The following is a 26,098-nucleotide window of genomic DNA, read 5'->3' on the forward strand; positions in this document are numbered from 1 at the left end:
GATGCTCCTGACGGGGGATTCAGGCGGAAACCGTCGCCGGCCCGCCCGCCGGCCGGTGTACGCGCGTGCGGCCGGCGAAAGCGGAGATACCGAGGGCCGCCGTGCCCAGTGCCCAGCACACGGCGGGGGCGACGGCGCTCCAGGGCACCGTGTCCAGGGCCACCGCGGCGACCGCGCCCTGCATCGGCCCGTAATCGGGCAGGTAACGCACCAGGGTGCCGGCCGCGGCCGGGGTGGCGAGCGGGCTCTGCAGGGCCAGGTCGACCGAGCAGATCACGGTGACGAGGACCAGACCGGCCAGGTCACTGGTCAGCACGGCGGCCAGCACGATGCCGATCCCCCCGTAGATCAGCGCCCCGCCGAACAGGGCGGTGGCGAGTAGCAGGGGCTGAGCGGGCCGGTGGGTCAGGCAGATCAGACCGGTCGCGTACGTCGCGACGCAGAGCGCGACCATCACCAGGGCGGTGAGCTTCGCCGCGATCAGGGACAGCTGGGGGAAACCCGACCGCACCAGCCGGCGATCGAAGGACGCCGAGTTCATCGTGGTCACGAACATCATGAACCCGGTGATCAACGCCAGGATCTGCAGCGCGCCGGCGAGCTGGTTGAGCACGTTGGCCGGCAGGGTGACGACCCGCTCTGCGGCGCGGACGTGGAACGGCAGCGCGATCTCCAGGGACAGGGCGTAGATGAGGATCGCCCACACCGGTATGAAGACCACAATGATCACGAGAGCCAGCCGGTTGCGCAGATGCTGCACGAGCGTCATGCACACGGCGGTGGCGTAACAGTCCCAATGGCGTCTCATGGGGCACCAGTCCTGTCCGCGACCCCGGCGTCCACGCGTTCCTGCTCACGCAGCACGCCGCCCTCCAGCCGATGGAGCGTGTCGAGGCGGGCCGCGTCGTAGGCGAGGTGGGAGACCACCAGCACCGAGCGGCCACGCGCGCGCAGTTCCTCGGCCAGGTCCCAGAACCGGACGTACGTCTCCCAGTCGAAGCCCTGGTAGGGCTCGTCGAGCAGGAGCACGTCGGGGTCGTGCATCAGGGCCAGGACGAGGTTCAGCTTCTGCCGCGTGCCTCCGCTCAGCGTGGCGGGCCTGGCCCGGCGGGAGCCGGAGAACCGCAGCGCCTCCAGCAGCTCCTCGGCCCTGCGCAGGCTCTCCAAGCCGTAGGCGACCTGGAAGAACCGCAGGTGCTGCTCGACCGTGAACGCGTCGTGCAGCACCGTCTCCTGCGGGCAGTGACCGACGCGCCCGCGGTGGCGCACCGACCCGCCGTCCGGCCGCAGGTCGCCCGCGAGGACGCGCAGCAGTGTGGTCTTGCCCGCGCCGTTCTCCCCGACGATCCCCACCACCCGGCCGGGCGGCAGATCGAGATTCACTCCATTCAGGACCGGGCCGCCCCGGTAGCTCTTCCGTACGTCCCGCACTCGCAGCACGGGCTCATCCGACGGCATGCAGCACCCTTCTCCACCCGGTCCCGCGTCGGCTACTTCGCTGTGTCCACGGCGATGAACGCGACCGTGCCGCTGGCCTGGACGCTGCTCACGCCCTTGGTGGAGCACTGGCCGATGTCCGAGGTGGGAGCGGCCTTCCCGGCGATCCGCTTACCCTTCAGCTTTCCTTCGGTGACCTCGCCGACCAACATCATGTCGCCCGGGTTGTACGAGGCGATTCCGTCCATGTTGGGTCGGATCGTGGAGGTGCCCAACGTCTGGCCCTGGGCGTCCTTCCAGGTGACGGTGCCCGTGCCGGTGACGTTCTGGATGCCCGTGCAGGACGCCTGCCCGCTGCCCTGGAGGGTGGCCGTACCCGAGCGGATGTTGGGGAAGCTGCTGTCGGGAGAGGCGCAGTTGGTGAGCGTCAGAGTGCCCTTGGCCGTCACCGTGCGGGCCTCCTTGCCCACCGCCGGGTCGGCGGTGATCGGCTGGGCGCTGCTCGTGCTCATCGCGCACGTCAGCACGGTGTGGCCGCCCGGCTGCTTCGGCGAGGGGTCGGCGACCGGCCTGGTGCTCGTGCCGGTGCCGCCCGACGCGCCCTGGGCCACGGTAGGGGCGACCACCAGGGCCAGGCCCGCCACGGCCGCCGCGGCGGCGCCGACGCCGCAGGTCAGGTAGACGCGCGATCGAGAAACGTTCATGGACTTCCCCCCGGTTGATTGCTGTCAGCAAGATACTTATCACAATCAGTAACGGGATGGGCCGTGACTCAAGACGCTGTCGGCAGCGGAGCACACGGGCGCCATCGGGTGACCTACGACGTCCGGTCGTCGTTTCCGCTGGTCAGATCATTACGGTCATCGTGGCGGCGACCACTCGGAAACCGAGCCTCTCGTACACGCGGCGGGCGGGGTTGCCCTCCGTGACGACCAGGCCGATGCCGGTCAGACCGTCCGCGCCGGCGTGGACCAGGGCGGTCGACAGCATGAGCGCGCCGAGGCCCCTCGGCGACCGGTCCGGGTGCCGGAAGACGTCCGCGATCCACGGTCCCCGATTCGAGTCGGTGACGAGAACGCCGCCCACGACCTCTCCCTCATCCCGTACGGCGAGGACGCTGCACGGAAGCAGCGGACCGATCTCCTCGCCGCTGAGGAGCGGAACGAGCTCCTCCTTCAGGGCCTTCTCGCCGTCTCGCGGACGGTGGTCGGGATGGCCGGGCGGGTAGGCCGCGAACCACGCGGGGAAGATCTCGGCGGGCGACCGGTCACAGGGGACGATCCGGAAGCCGGCCGGAGCGGCGTCCGCGACCGGCCGGGCGATCGGCAGATCGCACCACATCACGTGCATGTGCCGCAGTAGCCGGGCGCCCCGGTCGAGCAGCGCTCGACCGAGCTCAGCCGGCGCGGAGACCGCCCAACCGGGCATCCGCGACGTGATCGTGTCCGCGGCTCCCGCGCCGATGTCCTCGATCGCGTACGCCCACGGGTTGCCGTCGCGGACGCCCTCCAGGTAGCTGAACACCGGGACGCCGTCGGCGCCGAGCATTGTCCGCCGCTCCTCGGTCATACCGTGAGGTTCGCGCAGCCCGGCCCGATCGGCAACCGGTCGAGGTCACGCGTCGTCGTCCTCGGCCTCCCAGCGCAGCAGGTCTCCCGGCTGGCACTCGAGCGCCTCGCAGAGCGCGGCGAGCGTCGAGAAGCGCACCGCCTTGGCGCGGCCGTTCTTGAGCACCGCCAGGTTGGCGGGCGTGATCCCGACGCGGTCCGCGAGCTCGCCCACGGACATCTTCCGCTTGGCCAGCATGACGTCGATCTCGACGAGGATCGGCATCAGATCACCTCGTCCAGCTCGGCCTGCATTCGCGCCGCCTCGATGTCGCGTGCGACGGCCTGGGCGAGCAGCATCCGCAGCACGAGCACGATGAGCGCGACCCCCAGGGCCGCCACGCCGGCCCCGCCTATCAGGAGGACCACGCCAGGTGGGACGGGCTCGCCCGGCGCCAGGACGGCCCCGAGCGCGAAGATCAGGAGGGCGGCCGCCACGAAAGCGCCGGTCACGACGTCCACCCACCGGAAGGCGGCGTGGGTGAACACCGTGCCGCGCCGCACCATGGTCACCAGCCGCCATACGCAGACCAGGACGACTTCCACCGTCACGAAGCCCAGGACCGTGATCGCGAGGATCGGGACGCGCAGGTACGCGTACTTCGGGTCGAGCTCCTCCAGGTCGGAGGCGAGCAGTGCCCTAGACGCCCTGGGGGAGGCGGAACAGGCGGCCGGGGTCGTATGCCGCCTTGACCTGGGCCAGCCGGGCGGCGTTGGCGCCGTAGTACTGCTGCCGCCAGTCCTTGAGCTCCGGGTCGATGTAGTTCACGTACGCGTGGTCGCCGAAGTACGGCCGCATGGCGGCGTGGGCGGTCCGGGCCCAGCCGGCGGCGCCGGAGAAGTGGGAGTAGTACTGCACGCTGAACAGCGCCTTGCGGTGCGGGAAGGCGGTGGCGTCGGGGCGGACCCGGCCGACGGCGCCGCCGAGCGCGTCGAGCATCACCGAGTGCCGTCCCGGGGCGGCGACCTGGGCCAGCAGCGCCTTGATCCCGGCGGACGACAGCGGCGTGTAGGCGAAGTGCGACTTGGCCGAGAACGAGTCGCGCACGAGCTTCCCGCTCGGATTCTGCCCGGGAAGCGTGCCGGGACGGTGGCACTGGGCCACGGACATCGACGCGCAGCCCGCCTCCACCATCATCGCGTGGTCGTACGCGGAGGTCGCGACGTAGCGGGTCGCAGGGCCCGAGCCGACGCGGTCGACGAGCTTCTGCAGCAGGTTCTCACATGCCGTCCTGCCGCCGAGGTAGAGGCCGCCGACCATCACATCGAGCGAGGGATCACGGTCGAGATGGCAGTTCGACCACATCGCGTCGGGGGCGGAGGGCGCCCACGCCTGCCATGCCTTCAGCACGGCCGCGGCCTTCGACCAGGGCCAGTGCAGGAAGAACAGGGTCACGGAACGCGTCGGATGGGTCCGGAACGTGAACGACGTCGCCACGCCGAAGTTGCCGCCGCCGCCTCCCCGGGAGGCCCAGTAGAGGTCCGGGTGCGAACTCGGCGAGCAGGTCAGCACCTTCCCGTCCGCTGTGACGATCTTCAGGGACTCCAGCGCGTCGCAGGTCAGGCCGTACTGCCGCGACACCACGCCGATGCCGCCGCCCAGCGTGAGCCCGGCCACCCCGACCGTCGGGCAGGAGCCCGCCGGGATGCTGACGCCGTGCGCCGCAAGCTTGGCGTAGACGTCGACCAGGCGCGCCCCGGCGCCGACCGTGGCGTGGCCGCCCGAGTAGGACACGCCGCTCATCGGCGACACATCGACGACGAGCCCGCTGCCCGTGGACCAGCCCGCGTAGCTGTGGCCGCCCGACCGGGAGGTCACCGGCACGCCGTATCGCCGGGCGAACGCCAGGCACTCCGACACGTCCGCCGCCGTCGTGCAGTAGGCCACCCCGGCCGGGCGGGTGGAGTCGAAGGCCGAGTTGAACACGTGGCGCGCGTTGTCGTACGACGCGTCGCCGGGGCGGATCAGTTTGCCGTCCAGCCCTCGCCCGAGCGCGGACCAGTCGGCGGGACGGGGACCCGCGGCGGCGAAGGCCGTGCCGGAAAAAGCCGCGGCCCCGGCCAGGGCCGAGACGCGAAGGAAACTCCGTCTGTCGATCATGGTCGTACTCCCGAGGTGGTGATCTACCTCGTTGAGACGCTCATGGAACCGGTCCGGTTGGTTACAAGCTCATCACTTCGTTCCTATACGCAGGGCCTCCTCTCCGCAGAGGACGGGAGGCGTCACCAAGGACGGCTCCGTCTCCTCGGAGCGGTCCCAGCCCTGACCGGCCGGCGCCGGCGGCCCGCGAGGGACGGTTTCGGGACGGACGGTCCCGCCAGGCTGAACGTGCCCTCCCTGCGCACCGTGTGCCAGCGCAGCCGGGCCCCCAGGACCGCGGTGGCCACCGACTGGATGACGACCAGGTACATCAGCTGCCGGTAGACGAACTGCTGCAGCGGCAGCACCCACAGCACCGAGGCCCGTTCGCCGTCCAGGCGCAACGCGTACCAGCCGGTGAGCGCCTGCACCGCGACGAAGCCGGCCCACACCGCGACCACGGGAAGGGGATCGCCGACGAACAGCCCATAGAGGGCCATGACGTCGACGACAGGGGCCAGCAACGGAAGGATCACCTGGAACAGCGTGAGATATCCGAGGCATCGACGGCCGAACGGACGGCGCTCCACGATCGCCCCGCGATGCTTCCAGATCGCCTGCAGCGTGCCGTAGCACCACCGGTACCGCTGCCGCCACAGCTGGCCGAGTGAGGCGGGCGCCTCGGTCCACGCGCGGGCCCGCTCCTCGTAGACGACCCGCCACCCCCTGCGGTTGATGGCCATGGTCAGGTCGGTGTCCTCGGCGAGCGTGTCCGCGCTGACGCCTCCGGCCGACGCCACCGCCTCGCGGCGGAACGCCCCGATCGCCCCCGGCACCGTCGCCATGCAGCCGAGCAGATCGAACGCGCGGCGGTCCAGGTTGAACCCGACGACGTACTCGACGTGCTGCCAGCGGCCGATCAGTCCGCGCCGGTTGCCGACCTTGGTGTTGCCGCTGACCGCGCCGACGGTGCGGTCGGCGAGCGGCCGTACGAGGTGACGGATGGTCGAGGGCTCGAAGACGGTGTCACCGTCCACCATGACCAGGATGTCGTGGGCGGCGTGGGCGATGCCGGTGGCGAGCGCGACGGGTTTCCCGGCGTTCGGCTGCCGGATCACCCGGACCCCGGGCAGGCCGAGCGAGGCGGCGATCCGCCCCGTGCCGTCGGTGGAGCCGTCGTCCACGACGACGATCTCGACCGGGCCCGCGTAGTCGGTCCTGACCAGGGACCGCACCGTCGCCTCGATCCCTGCAGCCTCGTTGTAGGCGGGGACGATCACCGAGACCGGCGGCGGGGCCGCCCAGTGGGGCGTGCCGGTGCTCGCGGACCTCCCGCGCGTCCTTCGGGCGTGCGCCCACGCCAGTGCGACGAAAAGGGTCAGCCGGAGCACGGTGAGCACGCCGGCCGCGGCGAGGAACCAGCCGAGCGCCTCGACGAAGGCGAAGGAGGCCCGCTGGGCGAACCCCAGGACCGTGCCGAGGACGCGCTCGTCGGGGGAGGCGGCGGTGTGCGCCGTGGGCAGCCCGACGGCCTCCGTGAGCGTGGTGGCGGAGTACCCCTTCCTCTCCAGCCGGGTGAGCAGCCGGTCGACGGCGGCCAGCGTGCGGGTGCGGTCGCCTCCCGAGTCGTGGAACATGATCACCGCGCCCTCGCCGTCGACCGTGCGCGCGAGGGACGCGAGGACCATCTCGTCCACGGGCGGGCGGCTCCAGTCCTGGGTGTCCACGTCGGTGAACGTCACGAGGTATCCCTCGTCGCCGAGCAGCCGCATCGCGGAGAGCTGCCCGTATCCGACCGCTCCCGGGGCCGAGGAGTACGGAATGCGGGCGAGGCGGGTGTGGATCCCGGCCGCCGCGGCCAGCGTCTTCTGCGTCAGGGACATCTCCACGCGGACCCGCCAGGCCGGCACCGCGCCCAGGTCGGCGTGGGTGTAGGTGTGGTTGCCGATCTCGTGCCCTTCGGCGACCACGCGGCGGGTGAGCTCGGGGTGCTCCGCGACGTGGGCCCCCAGGACGAAGAAGGTCGCCTTCGCATGGTGCTCGCGGAGCAGGTCGAGCAGCTTGGGCGTCCAGCGCGGGTCGGGACCGTCGTCGAAGGTGAGCGCCACCCGGCGGGGCTTGCTCCGCGCGCTGAGCGGCTGCGACCCCGAGGCGTTGACCAGAGGGCCGCCGGAGCGGATCTGCTCCAGCTCGGCGGAGTCGCCGTAGTCCGCCGGCGGCGCCTCGGTCTCGCCGATGACGTTGTGCGCGTACGCGTTGAGCAGCAGCGCTCCGGCCATGAGCAGGGCGGCGATCGCGACGAGGAACCAGTGGCCGCGCGGCTCTGTGGGTCTCCGCTCGGCCGGCCTGCGCTGTCGTCTCATCGACGCGTCACTGGGAGGCCCCGGGCGTCTGCCCGGGCTGCTGGGAAGTCGTCTGGACGGTGCTGGGCTCCGGCGCCGGGGTACGCGTCGCCTCGTCGGCCGGCGCCGTGGTCTGCGCGACCTCGGGAGCCGACGGCGCGGGCGTGGACGCACCGGACGCGGAGATCTCCACATCCGGCTCCGGGACCGCGGAAGGCCTCGTGCTCGGCTTGTGGCTCTTCCGCGTGGAAGGAACGGCGGAGGGCGCCCTGCTCGGCAGTCCGTGAGCGGAGGGTGTCCGCCGCGCGGAAGCCGCCGTCGCGCGCGGCGTGCCGCTCGCCCGGGGGACACGCCTGCGCTCGGACCTCGGGGACGGGGTGGGGGAGCCCGCGGGGGAGCGTTCCACGACCTGTTGTCCCTGCGTGCCCGGCCAGCCCATCGGGGGCAGCTCCGGGCCGGCCAGTGCTCCACTCACCAGGGTGAGCGTCAGCGCGAGGACGACGATCGCCCCGCCGACCGCGGTGGCTGTCAAGATCTTGGCCCGGCGCCCGCTCTGGTCCACGAAGACAGCCGTACGCCCCGGACGATGATCTTCCACGACGCATGATCGTACGCGAGTCGAAAGCAGCTTCGAGAAGTTCAAACCGTTTTGTGATCAGGCATTTCCGGATTTCCCGATGTCCGGCGTGGGGAACTCCCGCCGGTGGGCGGCGTCTCCGGGGCGGCATGCGCATCGGAGCCCCCGGCGGGGGCGGGGCTGGTTAAATGGGGCACGGTCAATCCCCTGGTCGCGTGCACCGGACGAAGTTGACGTTTGTGCCGTTATGGGGTGGTATCGGGGGCGGTGGTGCCGGGCTTTCGATCAATGGGGATCGGAAGGGACGCGCCCATCGTGGAGGAGTGGCGCATGCCTGCGACGCCGTACGGCCGGGCCGGGTCCGGGGAGGTCCTGCCCCCGCCGCGCAGCTTCGGCGAGGAGGGCGGGCGCCTGTCCTACGGCGGCTATCTCCGCCTGCCCGAGCTGCTCGCCCAGCAGGAGCAGCGGTCCGGGGCCAGTGACGAGTTGCTGTTCATCACCGTCCACCAGGTCTACGAGCTGTGGTTCAAGCTCCTCCTGCACGAGCTGGAGCGGATCAGGGACGCGATGATCGAGGGCGCGCTGTGGCGCGCCAGGCATCTGTTCCGCCGGGTGCACGCGGTGGAGAAGGTCCTGGTCGACCAGGTCCAGGTGCTGGAGACCATGACGCCGCAGGACTTCCTGGAGTTCCGGTCGGTCCTCGCCCCCGCGAGCGGCTTCCAGTCGGTGCAGTTCCGCGAGCTCGAGTTCCTCTCGGGCGCCAAGGATCCGTCGTACCTCGGCCGGCTGAGGGACGCGAGCGAGGCCGAACTCGCCAGGCTCCGGCGGCGGCTCGCCGAGCCGACGCTGTGGGATGCTTACCTCACCGCCCTCTCCCAGCGTGGCCTGCCGGTCTCCGACGAAGAGATCATGGAATCCCTGCTGGCCGTGGCCCGTGACCGGGGATCGTACGACGATCTGTGGGACCTGGCCGAAGATCTCCTCACCCACGACGAGACGACCGCGCTCTGGCGGATGAGGCACGTGCAGATGGTGGAGCGCCAGATCGGCACGAAATCCGGTACGGGAGGCTCGTCCGGGGCACCGTACTTGAGGGGAAGGACGCGTTTGCACTTCTTTCCCCTGCTCTGGGAACTCCGGGCCTGGCTTTGAATCCTCACAAGGGAGTGAGTAGCGACATGCCGCTCGAAATGGCGCTGAATCGGCAGGAATCGGATGAAGCGCTGGACGAGCTTCTCCGCACCGCCGCCGAGAGGTGCGCGCACGCGCCGGGAGCGCTCCAGGTGGAGGGCGAGGACGTCCTGACCTTCCTGAGGCGGTACTACCGCAACGTCCCGGTCGAGGACCTGGCCGACCGCGACCCGGTGGACGTGTACGGACCCGCGATGGCCCACCGCCACCTGGCCCAGCACCGGCCGCAGGGACGCGCGCTGGTCCGCGTCTACACCCCCACGCTTGAGGAGTGCGGCTGGGACCCGGGCCGCACGGTGGTCCAGATCGTCACCGACGACATGCCGTTCCTCGTCGACTCGGTGACGACCGAGCTGGACCGGCACGAGATCGGCACCCACCTGATCGTCCACCCCCAGATGCGGGTGCGCAGGGACATGACCGGCGAGCTGCTCGGCCCGGACCAGGAGAACATGACCGGGCAGGTCGTCCGCGAGTCCTGGATGCACATCGAGATCGACCGGCAGGCCGATCACGCCGTGCTCAAGGAGCTGGAGAGCGACCTGCAGCGGGTGCTCCTCGACGTGCGCTGCGCGGTCGAGGACTTCGCCAAGATGCGCGCCCTTGCCGTGCAGACCGCCGAGGACCTGGCGGTCAACCCGCCGCCGCTCGACCCCGCGCAGGTCGAGGACAGCATGGAGCTGCTGCGCTGGCTGGCCGACGGCCACTTCACGTTCCTCGGCTACCGGGAATACCGGCTCGAGGACACCGACGGCGGCGCCGCGCTGCGCGGCCTGCCCGGCACCGGGCTCGGCATCCTGCGGGCCGACAAGGCCGGATCGGCCAGCTTCGCCGCCCTGCCGCCGAAGGTCCGCGCGAAGGCGCGGGAGAAGCAGCTGCTGATCGTCACCAAGGCCAACAGCCGGGCCACCGTCTACAAGCCCCACTACCTCGACTACGTCGGGATCAAGGTCTTCTCGCCCGAGGGCGAGGTGATCGGCGAGCGGCGGTTCCTCGGGCTGTTCACCCACGTGGCGTACAACGAGTCGATCTCCCGCATCCCGGTCCTGCGGCGCAAGCTCGCCGAGGTGCTGGAACGTGCCGGGTTGTCGCCCGACAGCCACGACGGCAAGGATCTGATGGAGATCCTGGAGACCTACCCGCGCACCGAGCTCTTCCAGATGCCCGTGGACGAGCTGCTGCCCATCGCGCTCGGCGTGCTGCGGCTGCGCGAGCGCAAGCAGGTCAAACTGTTCCTGCGCCGCGACGACTACGGCCGCTACATCTCCTGCCTGATCTTCCTGCCGCGTGACCGCTACACCACCAAGGTCCGCCTGCACATGCAGCGGATCCTGATGAAGGCGCTCGGCGGCACCTCGCTCGACTACAGCACGATGATCGGCGAGTCGGCGCTGGCCCGGCTGCACGTCGTGATCCGCGGCGAGCGCGGCAAACCGCTCGCCGAGACGCCGGTCGACGTCGAGGAACTGGAGGCGCGGCTGGCCGCCACCACCCGCACGTGGGAGGACGACCTCGCCGCCGCGATCAACGAGCTGTGCCCGGAGGAGGAGGCGCCCCGGCTGCTGCGCCGCTACGGCACCGCCTTCCCCGAGGGCTACAAGGCCGACTTCCCCGCGCGTACGGCGGTCGCCGACCTCAAGCGGCTGGAGGCGCTCGGCGAGGACCCGAACGCCATCGGCATGAACCTCTACGAGCCGTACGGCGCGGCCGAGGGGGAGCGGCGCTTCAAGCTCTACCGGCTGGGCGCGCCGATCTCGCTGTCGCGGGTGCTCCCGCTGCTCACGCGGATGGGCGTCGAGGTGGTGGACGAGCGGCCGTACGAGATCGACCGCGACCACGACCCCGACACCAGGGACGCCTGGATCTACGACTTCGGCCTGCGGTACACCCCTTCGGAGGAGGTGCACCGCGACGAGTTCAAGCGGCTGTTCCAGGACGCGTTCGGCGTGCTGTGGCGCGGCGAGGTGGAGAACGACGGCTTCAACGCGCTCGTGCTGGCCGGCGGGCTCACCTGGGAGCAGGCGGAGATCCTCCGGGCGTACGCCAAGTACCTGCGGCAGGCCGGGACCACGTTCAGCCAGTCGTACATCGAGAGGGTGCTGCGCGGCAACGTGCGGCTGGCCCGGCTGCTGGTGCGGCTGTTCGAGGCCAGGCTCGACCCGCGGCGGCCGGACGACGGCAGGCCGGAGGTCTGCGACGCGCTGACCGAGGAGATCCTCGCCTCGCTGGACGAGGTGGCCTCGCTCGACGAGGACCGCATCCTGCGGGCCTACCTGGAGATGATCCAGGCGACGCTGCGCACCAACGTCTTCCAGGCGGCTCGCGACGACGGGCGCGACGCCGGGGACGCGGGCAGCCAGTTCGTCACCGGCAGGCGCAAGCCGTACATCTCGCTGAAGTTCGATCCGCAGGCGATCAGCGTGCTGCCGCTGCCCCGGCCGAAGTACGAGATCTTCGTGTACTCGCCGCGGGTCGAGGGCGTGCACCTGCGCTTCGGCAAGGTCGCCCGCGGCGGCCTGCGCTGGTCGGACCGCATGGAGGACTTCCGCACGGAGATCCTCGGCCTGGTCAAGGCGCAGATGGTCAAGAACACCGTCATCGTGCCGACCGGCTCGAAGGGCGGCTTCGTCGTCAAGCAGCCCCCCGCGGGCGGGCGCGACGAGCTCCTGGCCGAGGGCGTGGCCTGCTACCGCCAGTTCATCTCCGGGCTGCTCGACCTCACCGACAACCTGGTCGCGGGGGAGGTCGCGCCGCCGCCCGACGTCGTGCGGCACGACGGCGACGACACCTACCTCGTGGTGGCCGCGGACAAGGGCACCGCGACGTTCTCCGACATCGCGAACGCGGTGGCCAAGGAGTACGGCTACTGGCTCGGCGACGCCTTCGCCTCCGGCGGGTCGGTGGGCTACGACCACAAGGCCATGGGCATCACCGCCAGGGGCGCCTGGGAGTCGGTCAAGTACCATTTCCGCACGCTCGGCGTGGACGTGCAGACCACCGACTTCACGGTGGTCGGCGTCGGCGACATGTCCGGCGACGTGTTCGGCAACGGCATGCTCCTGTCGGAGCACATCCGGCTCGTGGCGGCCTTCGACCACCGGCACGTGTTCGTCGACCCCGACCCGGACGCCGCGCGGAGCTTCGCCGAGCGGCGACGGCTGTTCGAGCTGCCCAGAAGCTCCTGGGACGACTACGACAGGTCGCTCATCTCGGCGGGCGGCGGCGTGTGGCCGCGCACCGCGAAGTCGATCCCGGTCTCGCCGCAGACGCGCGCCGCGCTCGGCCTCCCGCACGGCGTCACCGCGCTCGCACCGAACGACCTGATCAGCGCGATCCTGCGGGCCCCCGTCGACCTGCTGTGGAACGGCGGCATCGGCACGTACGTCAAGGCGTCGTCGGAGACCCACGCCGACGTGGGGGACAAGGCCAACGACGCGCTGCGGATCAACGCGGCCGACCTGCGCTGCAAGGTCGTGGGCGAGGGCGGCAACCTCGGCTTCACCCAGCGCGCCCGGATCGAGTTCGCGCTGAACGGCGGGCTGATCAACACCGACTTCATCGACAACTCGGCCGGTGTGGACACCTCCGACCACGAGGTGAACATCAAGATCCTGCTCGACCAGGTCGTCCGCGACGGCGACATGACCGACAAGCAGCGCAACCAGCTCTTCCTCGACATGACCGACGAGGTGGGCAGGCTGGTGCTGGAGGACAACTACGCCCAGAACGTCGTGCTCGCGGCGGCCCGCGCGCAGGCGCCGGAGATGCTGCACATCCACGCCCGCTACCTGCGCAGGCTGGAGCGCGAGGGGCTGGTCAACCGGGAGCTGGAGTTCCTGCCCTCCGACAAGGTGCTCGCCGAGCGGCGCCAGGCCGGGCTCGGGCTCACCAACCCCGAATTCGCGGTGCTGCTCGCCTACACCAAGCTCGTGGTGGACGCGGAGCTGCTGCAGTCGGACATCCCCGACGACCCGTCGCTGGCGTCGTGGCTGGTGTCGTACTTCCCCTCGGCCCTGCGCGACCGCTTCCGGACGTACATGGACTCCCACCCGCTGCGCCGGGAGATCATCACGACCCGGATCGTGAACGACGTGGTGAACTTCGGCGGCACGAGCTTCGTCTACCGCTTCGGCGAGGAGACCGGCGCCTCGACGGCCGACATCGTGCGGGCCTACCTGGTGACGCGGGAGGTCTTCGACCTGCCCTCGTTCGTGCGCCAGATCGAGGAGCTGGACAACGAGGTGGACACCGGGACCCAGCTCGCCATGCTGCTGGAGGGCCGCAAGCTGTCCGAGCGCGGCACCCGCTGGCTGCTCGGCAACCGGCGTCCCCCGCTCGACCTCGCCTCCACGGCCCGCTACTTCATCGAGGGCGCCGGCGGCCTGCTGCCCCACCTGCCCAAGCTGCTGACCGGACCCGATCTCGCGGCGTACGAGGAGCGCAGGGACTCGTTCGTGGCCAGGGGCGTGCCCGGCGAGCTGGCCGAGCGGGTCGCGTCGATGGTGCCGGCCTACTCCACGTTCGACCTCGTGGAGATCGCGGCGTACACCGGCCGGCCGGTGAGCGAGGTGGCCGAGGTCTACTTCGACCTGGCCGACCGGCTCCAGCTCGCCCGGCTGCGCGAGCGGGTGATCGCGCTGCCGCGCGACAGCCGGTGGAACTCGATGGCCAGGTCGGCGCTGCGCGACGACCTGTACGCCGCCCACGCGACGCTGACCAGGGACGTGCTGATCCACAGCCGGCCGGGCCTGTCGCCGGAGGAGCGGCTGGCGAGCTGGACGGAGGCCAACCAGGCCGCGGTGACGCGGTCGCGGCAGACGCTGTCGGAGATCTGGGAGAGCGACACCTTCGACCTGGCGACGCTGTCGGTCGCGCTGCGCGCGGTGCGGACGCTGGTCTCCACCAGCAACCTCCCCCACGCGGAGGCGTGACCATGCTCGGCGATCAGCGGTTGGAGCCGCCGGTGACGAAGCCCTCGTAGCCGACGACGTGCGCGGGCGCGGTGGACGCCTTGGGCGGCACCGCGCTCACGTACTGCTGGGTCTCGACGATCTGCCGCTTCTGCCGGATGAACAGGTTCTTGGCGGGGTTCAGCAGCCAGCGGGCCTCGGCGGGGATCGCCACCGGACGGCCCTCGGCGCACTTCAGCCCCTGGGGCTGGCCCTGCGGCTGGGCGCTGGCGGTCCACGAGGACGTGCGGATCAGCGTGTACAGCATCATCGCGCCGCCGTCGCGGGTGCGCAGGGCGAAGGTCGGGTAGTTGGGAGCCGAGGCGAAGATCGACTCGTAGACCATGCAGTCGTCGGCCTTCGCCGTCACCTTGGTCTTGACGATCTCGTCGTAGAAGCCCGTCGTCTGCGGACCGGGGGCGATCAGCCCGGAGGCGTAGCCCTTGGGGCCCTCCTCGGCGACCGTGGCGTGCAGCGGGCCCATCAGGTTGGGGCTGATGGCCACCGAGGCGTCGCGCGACTCCAGCGCCGTGGCGTACCCGTCCGCGTCGAGGGCGACCGAGGGCGGCTTCTCGCCGGGATAGAGCAGGGACGCGAAGCTGTTGAGCCACCGCCCGTCCTGGCCCTGCCGTACGAACGTGAACACGCCCGTGCGGACCTCGCCGGACGCGTCGCGCCGCCGGGCCGTGGCCGCGAACCAGACGGCCGAGCGGCCGCTCTGCCGGGGCACGAGCACCGTACGGCGATCCCAGGTGTAGCGGGCGGGCTCGCCCTCCTGGGAGTGGATGCCGGCGATCGTGATGGGCCGCTGGCCGTCCTGGGTGAGCAGGAGCGCCCACCGGTCGGCGCCGGCCAGCCGCAGCACGTCGTCGGTGTCCAGGAACGCGTCGAGCGCCCGGGACGCCTCCTCCAGCGTCACCGCCGGGGGACTGGGCGACGGCGACGGGCTCTCGCCGGGACTCGGCAGGGCGGAGGTGGCCGCCGCCGGGCTGGCCGTCGGCCGGGCCGGCTCCCCGCCGCCGGAGCAGGCGACAGCCGTACAGGTGACGAGGGCAAGGGCCAGCGCACTCCGAACGACCCCGTTCACGCCAGCCTCCCCATGCAATCGATCCACATGCTACCGAGGCGGACTGCCTGACCGGGTCCCCGATTCGCGTACCCTTTACAGACGTGGCAGTCATCGATCCAGCCGAAGAGATCAACGAGCTTAGCGGCACGCTGAAGGGCATTCAGGACGTGCTCGACCTCGACGCCCTGCGCAAGCAGATCGCCGAGTTGGAGGAGCAGGCTGCCGCGCCCGACCTGTGGAACGACCCCGAGCAGGCGCAGCGCGTCACCAGCCGGCTCTCCCACCTCCAGGCCGAGGTCAACCGGGTGGACGGCCTGGGCCGCCGCCTCGAGGACCTTCCGGTCCTGTTCGAGCTGGCGTCCGAGGAGGGCGACGAGGACGCGCTGGCCGAGGCGGAAAGGGAGCTCGCCGCGCTCAGGTCCGAGGTCGGCGCGCTCGAGGTCCGCACGCTCCTGTCGGGCGAGTACGACGCCCGCGAGGCCCTGGTGACCATCAACTCGCAGGCGGGCGGCGTCGACGCGGCCGACTGGGCCCAGATGCTGCTGCGCATGTACCTGCGGTGGGCCGAGCGCAAGGGCTACCCGGCGGAGGTCTACGAGACCTCCTACGCCGAGGAGGCCGGCATCAAGTCGGCCACCTTCGCGGTCAAGGCCCCCTACGCGTACGGCACGCTCAGGGGCGAGCACGGCACCCACCGGCTGGTGCGGATCAGCCCGTTCGACAACCAGGGCCGCCGGCAGACCTCGTTCGCGGGCGTGGACGTGGTGCCCGTGGTCGAGCAGACCGACCACATCGACATCAACGAAGACGACCTGCGCATCGACGTCTACCGGTCGTCCGGGCCGGGCGGCCAGGGTGTGAACACGACCGACTCGGCCGTGCGGATCACCCACCTCCCGACCGGGATCGTGGTCTCCTGCCAGAACGAGCGGTCGCAGCTGCAGAACCGCGCGACGGCGATGGCCGTCCTCCAGGCGAAGCTGCTTGAGCGCAAGCGCCAGGAGGAGGCCGCGGCGATGAACGAGCTGCGCGGCGAGGCGACGACGTCATGGGGCACGCAGATCCGCAACTACGTGCTGCACCCCTACCAGATCGTCAAGGACCTGCGTACGGGTGTGGAGGCGGGCAACCCCTCCGCCGTGCTGGACGGCGACCTCGACGAGTTCATCGAGGGCGAGATCCGCTGGATGCGCCGTCAGGAATCGGGTGACGGTCAGTAACCGCTGACGTGGGTCAGTGCGACCAGCGCCACGACCAGTAGCACGATCAGCGCGATGACCAGGGGCGACAGCCCCATGAACCCGTGGTGGTGAACCTTGGCGCGGCCCTCGCGGCAGACGGGGCAGCGCCCCTCCACCACGGGGCCCGCGCACGCGGCGCAGATCAGATGTTCGCAGCTCATAGCAGCTTTACCGCCCCATCGCCCAAGGGCTAATCGTTTTGTTTCCGTTATGGACGTTCCATGCCAGTGTTACCCCTAGACTGGCCTCTGGCCAAACGGAACGTCGATCCAGAGCAAAGTGACCGGCGACCCCCGGACCGGCCGTCCCACCCCCTAGACTGGCTAGCCGTGATGCGCCCGTGATCCATTTCGATAATGTCACCAAGGTCTACGCGAACCAAAACCGGCCCGCCCTCGACCACGTGAGCGTGGACGTCGACAAGGGCGAGTTCGTGTTCCTGGTCGGTCCGTCAGGGTCGGGGAAGTCCACCTTCCTCCGGCTGGTGCTGAAGGAGGAGCGGCCCAACAGCGGCTCCATCCACGTGGCCGGCAAGGACCTGTCGAAGCTGTCCAACTTCAAGGTGCCGCACCTGCGCCGCCGCATCGGCTGCGTGTTCCAGGACTTCCGGCTGCTGCCGAACAAGAACGTCTACGAGAACGTGGCGTTCGCCCTGGAGGTCATCGGCAAGCCGCGCCGCTTCATCCGCAAGGTCGTGCCCGAGGTCATCGAGCTCGTGGGCCTCGAGGGCAAGGCACACCGCATGCCGGAGGAGCTGTCCGGTGGTGAGCAGCAGCGGGTCGCCATGGCCCGCGCGTTCGTCAACCGGCCGATGATCCTGCTCGCCGACGAGCCCACGGGAAACATCGACCCCGCCACGAGCATCGGCATCATGAAGGTGCTCGACCGAATCAACAGGACCGGCACGACCGTCCTCATGGCGACACACGACGCCGCGATCGTCGACTCCATGCGCAAGCGCGTGGTCGAGCTCGAGGACGGCAAGATCGTCCGCGACCAGTCGCGCGGCGTGTACGGCCAGGCGTATTAGGAGTAACTGGGACCATGCGGGCCAACTTCATCTTCTCCGAGGTCTGGATCGGCCTTCGGCGCAACCTCACGATGACCATCGCGGTGATCGTGACCGTGGCGGTCGGCATGGCGCTGCTCGGCGTCGGACTGATGATCAACTCCCAGGTCTCGAAGCTGACCGGCTTCTGGAGCGACAAGGTCGAGCTGTCGGTCTACCTGTGCACCAAGGGCTCGCCCTTCGAACCCTGTAAGAACAGGGGCGCGGTCACACAGGAGGAGAAGGGCAACCTGGAGCAGACGATCAAGGCGCTCCCGGACGTCGAGCGGGTGCAGTTCGAGAACCAGGCCCAGGCGTTCAAGAACTTCCAGAGCACCGAGAGCAACACGCTGCTCCTCTCGGTCACCAAGCCCGAGGACATGCCGGAGTCGTTCCGGGTCAAGCTGAAGGACCCGGAGAAGGCGGACGCCGTGGAGAGCAGCCTCAAGGGGCAGCCCGGCGTCTCCAACGTCGTCAACGAGCGCAACCTGCTCCAGTCGGTCTTCGGCTTCATGGACACGCTGCGCAACGTGGCGCTCGGCATCGCGATCCTCATGGTGATCGCGGCCACCCTGCTGATCGGCAACACGGTCCGGCTGTCGGCGTACAACCGCCGGAGGGAGACCGGCATCATGCGGCTGGTCGGCGCCTCCAACATCTACATCCAGCTTCCGTTCGTGCTGGAGGGCCTGATCGCGGGCCTCATCGGCGGCGTCCTGTCCGGCGTGATCCTGATCATCGTCAAGGTCTTCATCTTCGAGTCGATCCAGACGTACATGGCCGCGCCCCTCGGCTGGGACACGGTCGCCGGGGTGATCACCGGCACCATGGCCATCGGCGTGCTGATCTGTGTGCTCGCCTCGTTCGTCACCCTGCGCCGCTACCTGCGGGTGTGATCCCGCACCGGCCGCGCAGTTCGTTTCCGCCCTTCGCGGCGACGGTAGGCTCCCCTTATGCCACGTGAGACCGGGCGCAAGCTGATCGCCCAGAACAAGCGTGCCAGGCACGACTTCTTCATCGAGGACACCTACGAGGCCGGGCTCGTCCTGACCGGCACCGAGGTCAAGTCCCTGCGGGCGGGAAAGGCCAACCTGACCGACGGCTACGCCTCGGTCGAGGGCGGCGAGGTCTGGCTGATCAACGTGTACATCCCGGAGTACAGCCAGGGCACCTGGACCAACCACGCCGCCCGGCGCACGCGCAAGCTGCTGCTGCACCGCAAGGAGATCGGCAAGCTCGACGCGACGCTGAAGGAGAAGGGCCTCACGCTGATCCCGCTGTCGATGTACTTCAAGGACGGCCGGGCGAAGATCGAGATCGGCATCGCCAGGGGTAAGAAGGACTACGACAAGCGGCAGACGCTCATGGAGAAGCAGGCCAGCCGGGAGATGGCGCGGGCCATGTCGAACGCGGTCCGCCGCCGGGGGGGCCGTTAGGCCGTGTCCTTCCGATCATTCGGGGTCGTCCGGGCGAGAGCCGTACGGGCCGCGCTCGCGCTGGGCCTGGCCGCGCCCCTGCTGACCGGCTGCTTCGAGGAGCCGACGCCGCACGACGCGGTGCGCGACTTCCTCGTCGGCTGGCAGACGGGGGACTACGCGGCCGCCGCGCGGCGGGCCGACGGCGACCAGGCGGCGGTGCGCAAGGCGCTGGAGAACGCCCGCCTGCAACTGGACGCCGCCTCGATCCGCTTCTCCCTGCGCGGGATCAGCCAGGACGGCGACGCCGCGCAGGCCGGCTACCACGCCGAGGTCGACCTCGGTGAGAACAACCCCCTCTGGCAGTACGACGGGAACCTGCCCCTGCACCTGGTCGGCGGCCAGTGGAAGGTGCGGTGGTCGCCGAGCGTCATCCACCCCGACCTCCACCCCGGGCAGCGGCTCGCGGTCGCCACCGTCCCGAAGGGCCGCAAGCCGATCCTCGACCGGAACGGCAACTCGTTGCAGGACGAGACCGTCCTGCACGTCGCCGGGGTCTTCCCCGCCAAGGTCAAGGACCCCGGCCGGCTGTGCGACCAGCTGTCGAAGGTCACCGGCTTCGCCCAGGACCGCCTGCTGAGCCGCATCCTGTCGTCGCCCCCGCAGGACTTCGTCCCCCTCGCGACGTTCGGGCGGACGAAGTTCGCCCAGATCAGGTCCAAGCTGGAGGCCATCCAAGGTCTGGAGTTCCAGATCGACAACCCGCCGGTCGCCCCCAAGTCGCCCACCCAGATCGTCGGGGTGGTCACGGCCATCACCCCGGAGGCGGAGCAGCGGCTCGGCGGGCCGCAGCGGGCCGGCGACACCCTCGGCAGGGACGGCCTGCAGAAGGCCTACCAGGACCAGCTCACCGGCTCGACCGAGACCCGGGTCGTCATCCTCGACAATGCCACCGGGCGGCTGGTCAAGGAGCTCAAGGCGTGGCCGGGGCGGGAGAACTCGTCGGTCCAGACCACGATCGACAGCCGCCTCCAGAGGGCGGGGGACGCCGCGGTGGCGGGGTCCCGGCCGGCCGCGCTCGTCGCGGTGCAGGCCTCCACCGGCCAGTTGCTCGCCGTCTCCACCAACCAGTTCCACCAGGAGAAGGACGCGCTGGCGGGCAGGTTCGCGGCCGGCACCGCGTTCTCCGTCATCGCCGCGGAAGGACTGCTCCAGTCGGGCCTCGACCCGAAGCAGAAGGTGCCCTGCAGCGCCGACCGCACCGTGGGCGGAGCCCGATTCCAGCAGCCCGGCGTCAACGGCGTGACGGTGCCCACCTTCCAGACCGACTTCGCGCAGGGCTGCGTCACCGCCCTGGCGTCGCTGGCCCGGCGGATCAGCGGGCAGCGGCTGTCCGACAGCGCGAGCCAGTTCGGCATCGGCGGCGACTGGAAGCTGCCGCTGAAGACGTTCAGCGGGTCGATGGACGCCCCCAAAGGCGACGCCGCCATCGCGAAGATCATGGCTGGGCAGGGCGCCCGCGTGAGCCCGCTGGCGATGGCCCTCGTCGCCGCGGCCGTCAAGTCCGGCACGTGGCGGCCGCCGGTGCTGGTGACCTCGCCCAGCGCTCCCGACCCGGCGACCGGGGACGGTGTCACGCCGGCCGCCGTCCAGCCGGTGACGCTCGATCCCGCGATCACCGCGAAGCTGCGCACACTCATGCGGGCCGGTGTGACGTCCGGCGCGGCCTCCGCCGCCTCCGCGCCCGGCGACCCCGTGTACGGCGTGGCCGCCGAGGTCACCCAGACGGAGAAGAAGGACCGCATCAGGCTCTCGTGGTTCGTGGGCTGGCAGGGGGATGTCGCGGTCGCCGTGCTGGCGCAGAGCGGCGACACGGCGGCCGCTTCGACGATCGCCGGCAGCTTCTTCCGCGACGCCCAGCCCCAGACCTGAAAAATGCTCGGAGGCGAGCAACCATCAGGGTGGCGACCGGCGTCTTTCTAGGTGACTGGGACCCGCTTGGGGGGTTGCGGGCCCAGTCGCCGTGATGAGGACAGGGCTCCATCTCGGGGGGAGCCCTGCCCGTCTGGACCGGCTCGACCCTGCCGGTCAGCCCCCGGGGCGCGCGCCAGAGGCCGCGTTCCCGGGGGCTTCGGCGTCCCATCGGCCCCCTGGTGCACCGGCGGGCCGGAATTCGAGTCGCGTCGCCGGTGTTGTCATGAGTAAGCTTGTGATGCCAGGCCCTCGGGTCTGGATTGACAACTGCACATGGGGGTGACCGGTTTCGACTTCGACATTGCAAGTCAGGGGAAGCGGGTCGGGGACTGCGGACATAACCCCGTCAACACTGTGACCGCGAACAATAAGTGCCAATAAGAAGAGCACTGAGGTCAGCCAGGCTTCCCTGGCTCTCGCCGCCTAAGCAGCGAGAAACCTCTGTCAGCCCGGGAGTGCCTTCGGCCCGGAACTGACATCGCTAGAAGGCTCAACCGTCCGGCCCGGTCACGGGGCCGTACGGGAAACCAAACAGTGACTGGGCCCGTCGGCGACTCGCCTGTGAGATTGCCGGGGCCGAGAAAAGCGCAACAGGCTGCACCCGGAGAAGCCCTGTCTTGGTGTTGAAGGACGCGGGTTCGATTCCCGCCACCTCCACATCTCCGCGGAAGGGCGGGGAGGAAGCGAACGCTTCCTCCCCGCCCTTCCGGCGTCTAGACCCGTTGCGGCCGTTCGTCCTGGGCGAGCGGGGCGGAGGGGCGGTGGACGAGGTCGGGCAGGAGGGTGGCCAGACCGGCCAGCGCCAGCGCGGCGCCGAGCCACAGCGGGGCTCGCAGTCCCCAGGCGTCGATGACGACGGCTCCGATGGAGGAGCCGAGGATGATGCCGAGGGTGATGAACGAGGAATGGACCGTGTTGACCAGCGGGCCCGCGTTGCCGGTGCGCTGGACGCGGGTGGCCATCGCCGGGTTCATGGTCACGCCGGCCAGGCCGACGCCCATCATGCAGACGACCGCCGGGCCGGGCAGGTCGGCGAAGGCGGCGAAGCCGGTGAGGAAGACCAGGTTGAGGACGAGGCCGATCGCGAGGACGGGCACGGTGTGAAGGTCTGCGAGGCGGCCGACCACGGTGTTCCCGACGACGGTGGCGGCTCCGTAGGCGATCAGTAGCAAGGGGACCGTTCCGGGGGAGAACCCGGTGACCTCGGTGAGGATGGGGTTGAAGTAGCTGAAGGCCGAGAAGGTGGCGCCGATGATGAGCGTGCTGGTCGACAGCACCAGCCACAGCCTGGGCCTGGCCAGGATGCCGGCCTCCTGGCGGAAACCGCCGCCCTCGGCCCGGTTCAGGCGCGGCACGCCGATCAGGGTGGCCACGGCGGCGATCAGAGCGAGCAGGGAGACGATCCAGAAGGCCGCCCGCCAGCCGAACCGCTCCCCGATCACCGTGGACAGCGGCAGCCCCAGGAGGGTGCCCAGCATCAGGCCGTTCATGGCCACCGCGATCGCCCGGCCGCGAATCTCGGGCCCGGCGAGACGGGCGCACAACGAGATGGCGACGCCGAAGAAGGCCTGTGAGGCGATGCCGGTGATGATCCGGGCGCCCATCATGGTGGCGTAGCCGGTCGCCGTGGCGGCCAGCACGTTGCCCGCCAGGAATACCGTGAGCAGTGCCGTCAGCGCCGTGCGCGGCGGCAGCTTCGCCACCGCCACGGTCAGGAACGGCCCACCGGCCGCCATCGCCACCGCGAACGCGGTGATGAGGTAGCCGATCTGGGGAACGGTGGCGTCCAGTCCGGCGGCCATCTGCGGCATCAGCCCGGCGACCGCGAACTCGCTGGTCACCATGGCGAAGATGCCGAGCGCCAGCACGTATACGGCACGAGGCACGTGCGTACTCCTTCTTCAGGGTTTTGGATAGATCGGTTCAAAATTGGGGCGTGGCAAGGCGCCGCCCGGGTGCGGATGGTGCCCGGGCCGGCGGTTCAGCGGGTCAGCGCGTCCAGGGTGATCTCGGCGATGGACTCCAGGGCCGCGCGGTCCGCGCCTCCCTGGCTGGAGACGCGCATGCCGGCGATGGCCGCGTTGACGAATCGGGCCAGTGCCTCCGGTTTGCGCGCCGAGGCGATGCTTCCGTCTCGGCGGCCCTCCTCGATGGTTGTGCGGAGGGCCGACAGCCGCCGGGTCGTGTCACGCTCCAGCATCTCGGCCGCCCGGGTCTCGTGGGCGGCCGCTTCCACCGTGGTGTTCACGCCCAGGCACCCCGGGCCGCGACCGCCGGTCCGGTTCGCGGTCTCATCCTCGACGACCAGGGCGAGCAGGGCGCGGATGCGATCGGCGCCGCTCCTCGTCGGGTCCTCCAGGATGGCCAGATGGGCGGTGGTCATGCTGGCCAGGTAGCGGTCCAGTGCGCGCTCGAACAGATCCTGCTTGCTCTTGAACGTGTTGTAGATGCTGCTGCGCCCCAGTCCGGTGGCGTCGCACAGGTCCTGTGTGGAAGCGGCCTCGTAGCCCTTCTCCCAGAACGTGCGCATCGCCGCGTCCAGGGCCCGCTCCTCGTCGAACGTCCTCGGCCGGGCCATGCGGGCAGCCTAGCAAAGTTTTGGATTGACCGTTTCAATACTCCTGCCCGCGTCATCCCGTGGAGCCCACCCCGGAGTGGCTCTCAGGTAGGACGAGTACCTAGAGTCGGGGCGGTACGTGGGAGGGAGTCTGCCGTGGGGCAGCCGAGAGTGGTGGTGCGGCGATCGTTGCCGTCGGAGCCGGCCGTACGGGGATCGGCCTCGTTGTTCCTGACGGAGGCCGAGCGGCAGGGGGTGCGGGCCGGGCGCAGGATGCTGTACGTCGGCCCGGAGCCCGCGTCCGAGCACGTGGCCGCCGGGCTGCGGGTCGAGCCCGGCACGCCGGTGCTGGCCCGGCGCAAGCTGCTGCTCGCCGGCGACGTGCCGGTGCGGGTCGCCACGAGCTTCCTGCGGCTCGACCTCTTCGCGGACACGCCGCTGTGCGAGCCGGGCTTCCTGGCGCCGAGCCTGCAGGCGCGCATCGAGGAGCTGGGCCACCGGTTCGGGCGGGCGGAGGAGCACCTGGTCGCCCGGCCGCCCGGGGGCGACGAGGCGGCCACGCTCGAAGTAGACCCCGGCGAGTGGGTGGTCCAGATCGTACGGGCCTCCTACTCGGCCGAGGACCTGCCGATCCACGTGCTGGAGACGGTCTGCGCCGCCTCCCGGCACGTCTTCGACATCGTTCAGGTGAGCGGCGCCGACGAGTTCTGACCGGCGTAGGCATCGATCTCCGCTGGCCAAGGTACTGTGGTACGGCGTAGTACGGGTCGTTAGGATGGAACGATGAGCGCCAGACCCAGACCTGTCGATGTCAGTGTGCGGCAGTTCGTCAGCGACTCCGGCAGCATTACCCGGGGCCTGAGGCAGGGACAGCAGTATGTGTTGACGATCAACGGCGAACCGCTTGCCGAGGTCATCCCAATCAAGCGTCGCCGGGCCGTTCCGACCGCAGAGGTGTTGGCCGTTTTCGCTACTGCGCCTGTTCTCGATGCCGCCGAACTCCGCGCCGACCTGGACGCCGTGATCGATCAGGAGTTGCCCGCCGATCCGCTGGAGGGGACCGGCCTGTGAGACATGCGGAAGGTGTGCTCGACACCAACATCGTGGCCGTCCTGTCCCTGTTCGATGCCACCGAACTTCCGGAAGCATCCCTGATCACTGCTGTGACGCTCGGCGAGTTGTCGGACGCGCCGCATGCCACCGCTGACCCGATCAAGCGTGCCCGGAGGATAGCCGTCCTGCAGCATGTCGAGGCCACTTTTGACGCGCTGCCCTACGACGCCGAGGCCGCCCGGATATATGGCCAGATATGCGCTGCCGTTCGTAGCTCCGGTCGGCAGCCACGCGGCAGGGTGGCTGACTTGATGATCGCCGCGATCGCCGCCAGCAACGGGCTTCCTCTCTACACCGCTAATCCGAAGGACTTCGCCGGTCTCGACGGCATGGTGGAAGTCGTGGCCGTCTCGCGGCCTCCGGATGCGACGGCCTGACTCACCCCGAAGCGCTCAGGTCGGCGCCGACGAGTTCTGACCGGCGTAGGCATCGATCTCCGCGAGCAGGGCCGCCTTGCCCTCGGCGCCGAGGAAGGACGCCTCCACCGCGGCGCGGGCCAGGTCGGCGACGCCCTTCTCGTCGAGGGAGAGCAGTTCGGCCGCCACGGCGTACTCCCGGTTCAGGTCGGTGCCGAACATGGGCGGGTCGTCGGTGTTCACCGTGATCGGCACCCCGGCCGCGACGAGCGCGGGCAGCGGGTGCTCGGCCAGGCTGGGCACGGCCCTGGTGCAGACGTTGGAGGTGGGGCAGACCTCCAGCGTGATCCCGTGCTCGGCCAGGTGCTCCAGCAGCGCCGGGTCCTCCACGCCGCGGATGCCGTGCGCGACGCGCTCGGCGCCGAGATCGCGTACGGCCTGCCAGACGTACTCGGCGTCGGTGACCTCGCCGGCGTGCGGCACCGAGTGGAGCCCGGCGGCGCGGGCCGCGGCGAAGTACGGGGCGAACTGCGACCGGGACACCCCGGCCTCCGCGCCGCCGAGGCCCAGGCTGACCAGGCCGTCCGGCCGGTGGCCGAGCGCGATCGACAGCGTCTGCTCGGCGGGTGGGCCCGGGATGCCGGGGATGTCGAAGCACCAGCGCAGGATGGTGCCGAAGTCCGCCTCCACCCTGCGGCGGGCGTCCTCGATCACCTCGCAGAACTCCTGCGGGGCGAAACCCCGGGCCAGGTGGGGCTGCGGCGTGACGGTGAGCTCGGCGTACCGCACCTGCTGGGCGGCCATGTCGCCGCCCACGCCGTGGATCAGCGTCCATAGGTCCTCGGGCGTCCTCACCAGGTCCACGATCTGGGGGTAGATCTGGAGGAAATGGGAGAAGTCGCGAAAGTCGTAGAACGCCTCGACCTGTGCGGGGTCGGCGGGCACGGCCGTCGTCCCCTCGTAACGCGCGGCGAGCTCGGCGACGATGTGCGGTGACGCCGCACCGATGTGGTGTACGTGCAGTTCCGCCTTGGGCAGCCCGGCGATGAACCGGGTGAGTTCCGGGGAGATCACGGACAGAACGTAACAACCAGGTAGGAGTCTCCTCCAAGCGATTCCGCCGTATCTCACACCACTTTGTC

General features: G+C 70.3%; 24 protein-coding genes and 1 other RNA gene. 11 read left to right on the plus strand and 14 right to left on the minus strand.

The annotated features are described in order from the left end of the window. Window positions 1-19: 19 nt before the first annotated feature. The 9 genes from Msi02_RS11440 to Msi02_RS11480 all read right to left on the minus strand — a co-directional run bounded on the left by Msi02_RS11440 (window position 20) and on the right by Msi02_RS11480 (window position 8,064). On the minus strand, window positions 20-808 hold the full coding sequence (locus Msi02_RS11440; RefSeq protein WP_204048321.1) for an ABC transporter permease: 789 nt from the start codon (window positions 806-808) through the stop codon (window positions 20-22). Then, complete coding sequence (locus Msi02_RS11445; RefSeq protein ID WP_204048322.1) at window positions 805-1,458, minus strand: ABC transporter ATP-binding protein; 654 nt, start codon at window positions 1,456-1,458, stop codon at window positions 805-807. Before Msi02_RS11445 ends, Msi02_RS11440 begins: the two co-directional genes overlap by 4 nt. 32 nt (window positions 1,459-1,490) lie before the next feature. Then, window positions 1,491-2,141, minus strand: a complete 651-nt coding sequence (locus Msi02_RS11450) for a hypothetical protein (protein ID WP_204048323.1) — start codon at window positions 2,139-2,141, stop codon at window positions 1,491-1,493. A gap of 142 nt (window positions 2,142-2,283) precedes the next feature. Beyond that, on the minus strand, window positions 2,284-3,006 hold the full coding sequence (locus tag Msi02_RS11455; RefSeq protein ID WP_204048324.1) for a GNAT family N-acetyltransferase: 723 nt from the start codon (window positions 3,004-3,006) through the stop codon (window positions 2,284-2,286). 45 nt (window positions 3,007-3,051) lie between these two features. Next, window positions 3,052-3,270: a helix-turn-helix domain-containing protein gene (locus Msi02_RS11460; RefSeq protein WP_204048325.1), complete on the minus strand. Its 219-nt coding sequence runs from the start codon at window positions 3,268-3,270 to the stop codon at window positions 3,052-3,054. Then, window positions 3,270-3,680, minus strand: coding sequence for a DUF2975 domain-containing protein (locus tag Msi02_RS11465; protein ID WP_204048408.1), 411 nt, complete (start codon window positions 3,678-3,680; stop codon window positions 3,270-3,272). Before Msi02_RS11465 ends, Msi02_RS11460 begins: the two co-directional genes overlap by 1 nt. A 4-nt stretch (window positions 3,681-3,684) precedes the next feature. Beyond that, on the minus strand, window positions 3,685-5,145 hold the full coding sequence (locus tag Msi02_RS11470; RefSeq protein WP_204048326.1) for an FAD-binding oxidoreductase: 1,461 nt from the start codon (window positions 5,143-5,145) through the stop codon (window positions 3,685-3,687). Between the two features lie 122 nt (window positions 5,146-5,267). Next, complete coding sequence (locus Msi02_RS11475; RefSeq protein ID WP_204048327.1) at window positions 5,268-7,487, minus strand: bifunctional polysaccharide deacetylase/glycosyltransferase family 2 protein; 2,220 nt, start codon at window positions 7,485-7,487, stop codon at window positions 5,268-5,270. Between the two features lie 7 nt (window positions 7,488-7,494). After that, window positions 7,495-8,064, minus strand: coding sequence for a hypothetical protein (locus Msi02_RS11480; protein WP_204048328.1), 570 nt, complete (start codon window positions 8,062-8,064; stop codon window positions 7,495-7,497). A gap of 309 nt (window positions 8,065-8,373) precedes the next feature. Here Msi02_RS11480 and Msi02_RS11485 point away from each other — a divergent pair, with 309 nt between their 5' ends. Both Msi02_RS11485 and Msi02_RS11490 read left to right on the plus strand, forming a co-directional pair. Then, window positions 8,374-9,195: a tryptophan 2,3-dioxygenase gene (locus Msi02_RS11485; RefSeq protein ID WP_204048329.1), complete on the plus strand. Its 822-nt coding sequence runs from the start codon at window positions 8,374-8,376 to the stop codon at window positions 9,193-9,195. A 26-nt stretch (window positions 9,196-9,221) separates the two neighbouring features. Further along, on the plus strand, window positions 9,222-14,165 hold the full coding sequence (locus Msi02_RS11490) for an NAD-glutamate dehydrogenase (protein ID WP_239108309.1): 4,944 nt from the start codon (window positions 9,222-9,224) through the stop codon (window positions 14,163-14,165). Window positions 14,166-14,178: 13 nt separating this feature from the next. On the opposite strand, the gene Msi02_RS11495 is transcribed toward Msi02_RS11490, so the two are convergent. Then, window positions 14,179-15,270, minus strand: coding sequence for a DUF8094 domain-containing protein (locus tag Msi02_RS11495; protein ID WP_143737356.1), 1,092 nt, complete (start codon window positions 15,268-15,270; stop codon window positions 14,179-14,181). Between the two features lie 83 nt (window positions 15,271-15,353). On the opposite strand from Msi02_RS11495, the gene prfB reads away from it, so the two are divergent. Further along, entirely contained in the window at window positions 15,354-16,472 is a 1,119-nt protein-coding gene (gene prfB, locus Msi02_RS11500; protein WP_204048330.1) for a peptide chain release factor 2, read from the plus strand. Here prfB and Msi02_RS11505 read toward each other — a convergent pair. Further along, entirely contained in the window at window positions 16,466-16,654 is a 189-nt protein-coding gene (locus Msi02_RS11505) for a hypothetical protein (protein WP_030509253.1), read from the minus strand. The two genes, prfB and Msi02_RS11505, sit on opposite strands and share 7 nt — an antisense overlap. A 179-nt stretch (window positions 16,655-16,833) precedes the next feature. Between Msi02_RS11505 and ftsE the strand changes: the two genes are divergently transcribed. From ftsE to ssrA, 5 genes are all read left to right on the plus strand, one after another. Next, the gene (gene ftsE / locus Msi02_RS11510) at window positions 16,834-17,523 is read left to right on the plus strand and encodes a cell division ATP-binding protein FtsE (protein ID WP_079315626.1); all 690 of its coding nucleotides are present in this window, start codon (window positions 16,834-16,836) and stop codon (window positions 17,521-17,523) included. A 14-nt stretch (window positions 17,524-17,537) separates the two neighbouring features. Then, a complete protein-coding gene (ftsX, locus tag Msi02_RS11515; protein WP_204048331.1) occupies window positions 17,538-18,437 on the plus strand; it encodes a permease-like cell division protein FtsX in 900 nt (299 codons plus the stop codon). Between the two features lie 57 nt (window positions 18,438-18,494). Next, the gene (gene smpB, locus Msi02_RS11520) at window positions 18,495-18,977 is read left to right on the plus strand and encodes an SsrA-binding protein SmpB (RefSeq protein WP_079315628.1); all 483 of its coding nucleotides are present in this window, start codon (window positions 18,495-18,497) and stop codon (window positions 18,975-18,977) included. 3 nt (window positions 18,978-18,980) lie between these two features. Then, window positions 18,981-20,888, plus strand: coding sequence for a penicillin-binding transpeptidase domain-containing protein (locus tag Msi02_RS11525; protein WP_204048332.1), 1,908 nt, complete (start codon window positions 18,981-18,983; stop codon window positions 20,886-20,888). A gap of 317 nt (window positions 20,889-21,205) precedes the next feature. Beyond that, window positions 21,206-21,590, plus strand: a transfer-messenger RNA (tmRNA) gene (gene ssrA / locus Msi02_RS11530). 53 nt (window positions 21,591-21,643) lie between these two features. On the opposite strand, the gene Msi02_RS11535 is transcribed toward ssrA, so the two are convergent. Both Msi02_RS11535 and Msi02_RS11540 read right to left on the minus strand, forming a co-directional pair. Further along, window positions 21,644-22,816 (minus strand): MFS transporter, encoded by a 1,173-nt coding sequence (locus Msi02_RS11535; RefSeq protein WP_204048333.1) that lies wholly within the window; start codon window positions 22,814-22,816, stop codon window positions 21,644-21,646. A 95-nt stretch (window positions 22,817-22,911) separates the two neighbouring features. Next, window positions 22,912-23,508 (minus strand): TetR/AcrR family transcriptional regulator, encoded by a 597-nt coding sequence (locus Msi02_RS11540; RefSeq protein WP_204048334.1) that lies wholly within the window; start codon window positions 23,506-23,508, stop codon window positions 22,912-22,914. Between the two features lie 135 nt (window positions 23,509-23,643). Here Msi02_RS11540 and Msi02_RS11545 point away from each other — a divergent pair, with 135 nt between their 5' ends. The 3 genes from Msi02_RS11545 (at window position 23,644) to Msi02_RS11555 (ending at window position 24,977) form a co-directional block, all read left to right on the plus strand. Then, a complete protein-coding gene (locus Msi02_RS11545) occupies window positions 23,644-24,198 on the plus strand; it encodes a UTRA domain-containing protein (protein WP_239108310.1) in 555 nt (184 codons plus the stop codon). A 72-nt stretch (window positions 24,199-24,270) separates the two neighbouring features. Next, a complete protein-coding gene (locus Msi02_RS11550; protein WP_143737358.1) occupies window positions 24,271-24,558 on the plus strand; it encodes a prevent-host-death protein in 288 nt (95 codons plus the stop codon). Between the two features lie 14 nt (window positions 24,559-24,572). Then, window positions 24,573-24,977, plus strand: a complete 405-nt coding sequence (locus tag Msi02_RS11555) for a type II toxin-antitoxin system VapC family toxin (RefSeq protein ID WP_239108311.1) — start codon at window positions 24,573-24,575, stop codon at window positions 24,975-24,977. Window positions 24,978-24,992: 15 nt separating this feature from the next. Here Msi02_RS11555 and Msi02_RS11560 read toward each other — a convergent pair whose 3' ends face one another. Then, window positions 24,993-26,030, minus strand: coding sequence for an adenosine deaminase (locus tag Msi02_RS11560; RefSeq protein WP_239108312.1), 1,038 nt, complete (start codon window positions 26,028-26,030; stop codon window positions 24,993-24,995). Window positions 26,031-26,098: the final 68 nt, after the last annotated feature.

Origin of the sequence: Microbispora siamensis (assembly GCF_016863095.1) — a bacterium.
In the GTDB taxonomy this organism is placed as follows: Bacteria; Actinomycetota; Actinomycetes; order Streptosporangiales; family Streptosporangiaceae; genus Microbispora; species Microbispora siamensis.

What these genes read in the sequence shown, in the direction of transcription:
- Msi02_RS11460 (WP_204048325.1), bottom strand. Translation starts at nt 3,270, where the DNA reads ATGCCGATCCTCGTCGAGATCGACGTCATGCTGGCCAAGCGGAAGATG.
- Msi02_RS11450 (WP_204048323.1), bottom strand. Translation starts at nt 2,141, where the DNA reads ATGAACGTTTCTCGATCGCGCGTCTACCTGACCTGCGGCGTCGGCGCC.
- ftsX (WP_204048331.1), top strand. Translation starts at nt 17,538, where the DNA reads ATGCGGGCCAACTTCATCTTCTCCGAGGTCTGGATCGGCCTTCGGCGC.
- Msi02_RS11475 (WP_204048327.1), bottom strand. Translation starts at nt 7,487, where the DNA reads ATGAGACGACAGCGCAGGCCGGCCGAGCGGAGACCCACAGAGCCGCGC.
- Msi02_RS11445 (WP_204048322.1), bottom strand. Translation starts at nt 1,458, where the DNA reads ATGCCGTCGGATGAGCCCGTGCTGCGAGTGCGGGACGTACGGAAGAGC.
- Msi02_RS11440 (WP_204048321.1), bottom strand. Translation starts at nt 808, where the DNA reads ATGAGACGCCATTGGGACTGTTACGCCACCGCCGTGTGCATGACGCTC.
- Msi02_RS11540 (WP_204048334.1), bottom strand. Translation starts at nt 23,508, where the DNA reads ATGGCCCGGCCGAGGACGTTCGACGAGGAGCGGGCCCTGGACGCGGCG.
- Msi02_RS11505 (WP_030509253.1), bottom strand. Translation starts at nt 16,654, where the DNA reads ATGAGCTGCGAACATCTGATCTGCGCCGCGTGCGCGGGCCCCGTGGTG.
- Msi02_RS11490 (WP_239108309.1), top strand. Translation starts at nt 9,222, where the DNA reads ATGCCGCTCGAAATGGCGCTGAATCGGCAGGAATCGGATGAAGCGCTG.
- Msi02_RS11550 (WP_143737358.1), top strand. Translation starts at nt 24,271, where the DNA reads ATGAGCGCCAGACCCAGACCTGTCGATGTCAGTGTGCGGCAGTTCGTC.
- Msi02_RS11455 (WP_204048324.1), bottom strand. Translation starts at nt 3,006, where the DNA reads ATGACCGAGGAGCGGCGGACAATGCTCGGCGCCGACGGCGTCCCGGTG.
- Msi02_RS11470 (WP_204048326.1), bottom strand. Translation starts at nt 5,145, where the DNA reads ATGATCGACAGACGGAGTTTCCTTCGCGTCTCGGCCCTGGCCGGGGCC.
- Msi02_RS11485 (WP_204048329.1), top strand. Translation starts at nt 8,374, where the DNA reads ATGCCTGCGACGCCGTACGGCCGGGCCGGGTCCGGGGAGGTCCTGCCC.
- smpB (WP_079315628.1), top strand. Translation starts at nt 18,495, where the DNA reads ATGCCACGTGAGACCGGGCGCAAGCTGATCGCCCAGAACAAGCGTGCC.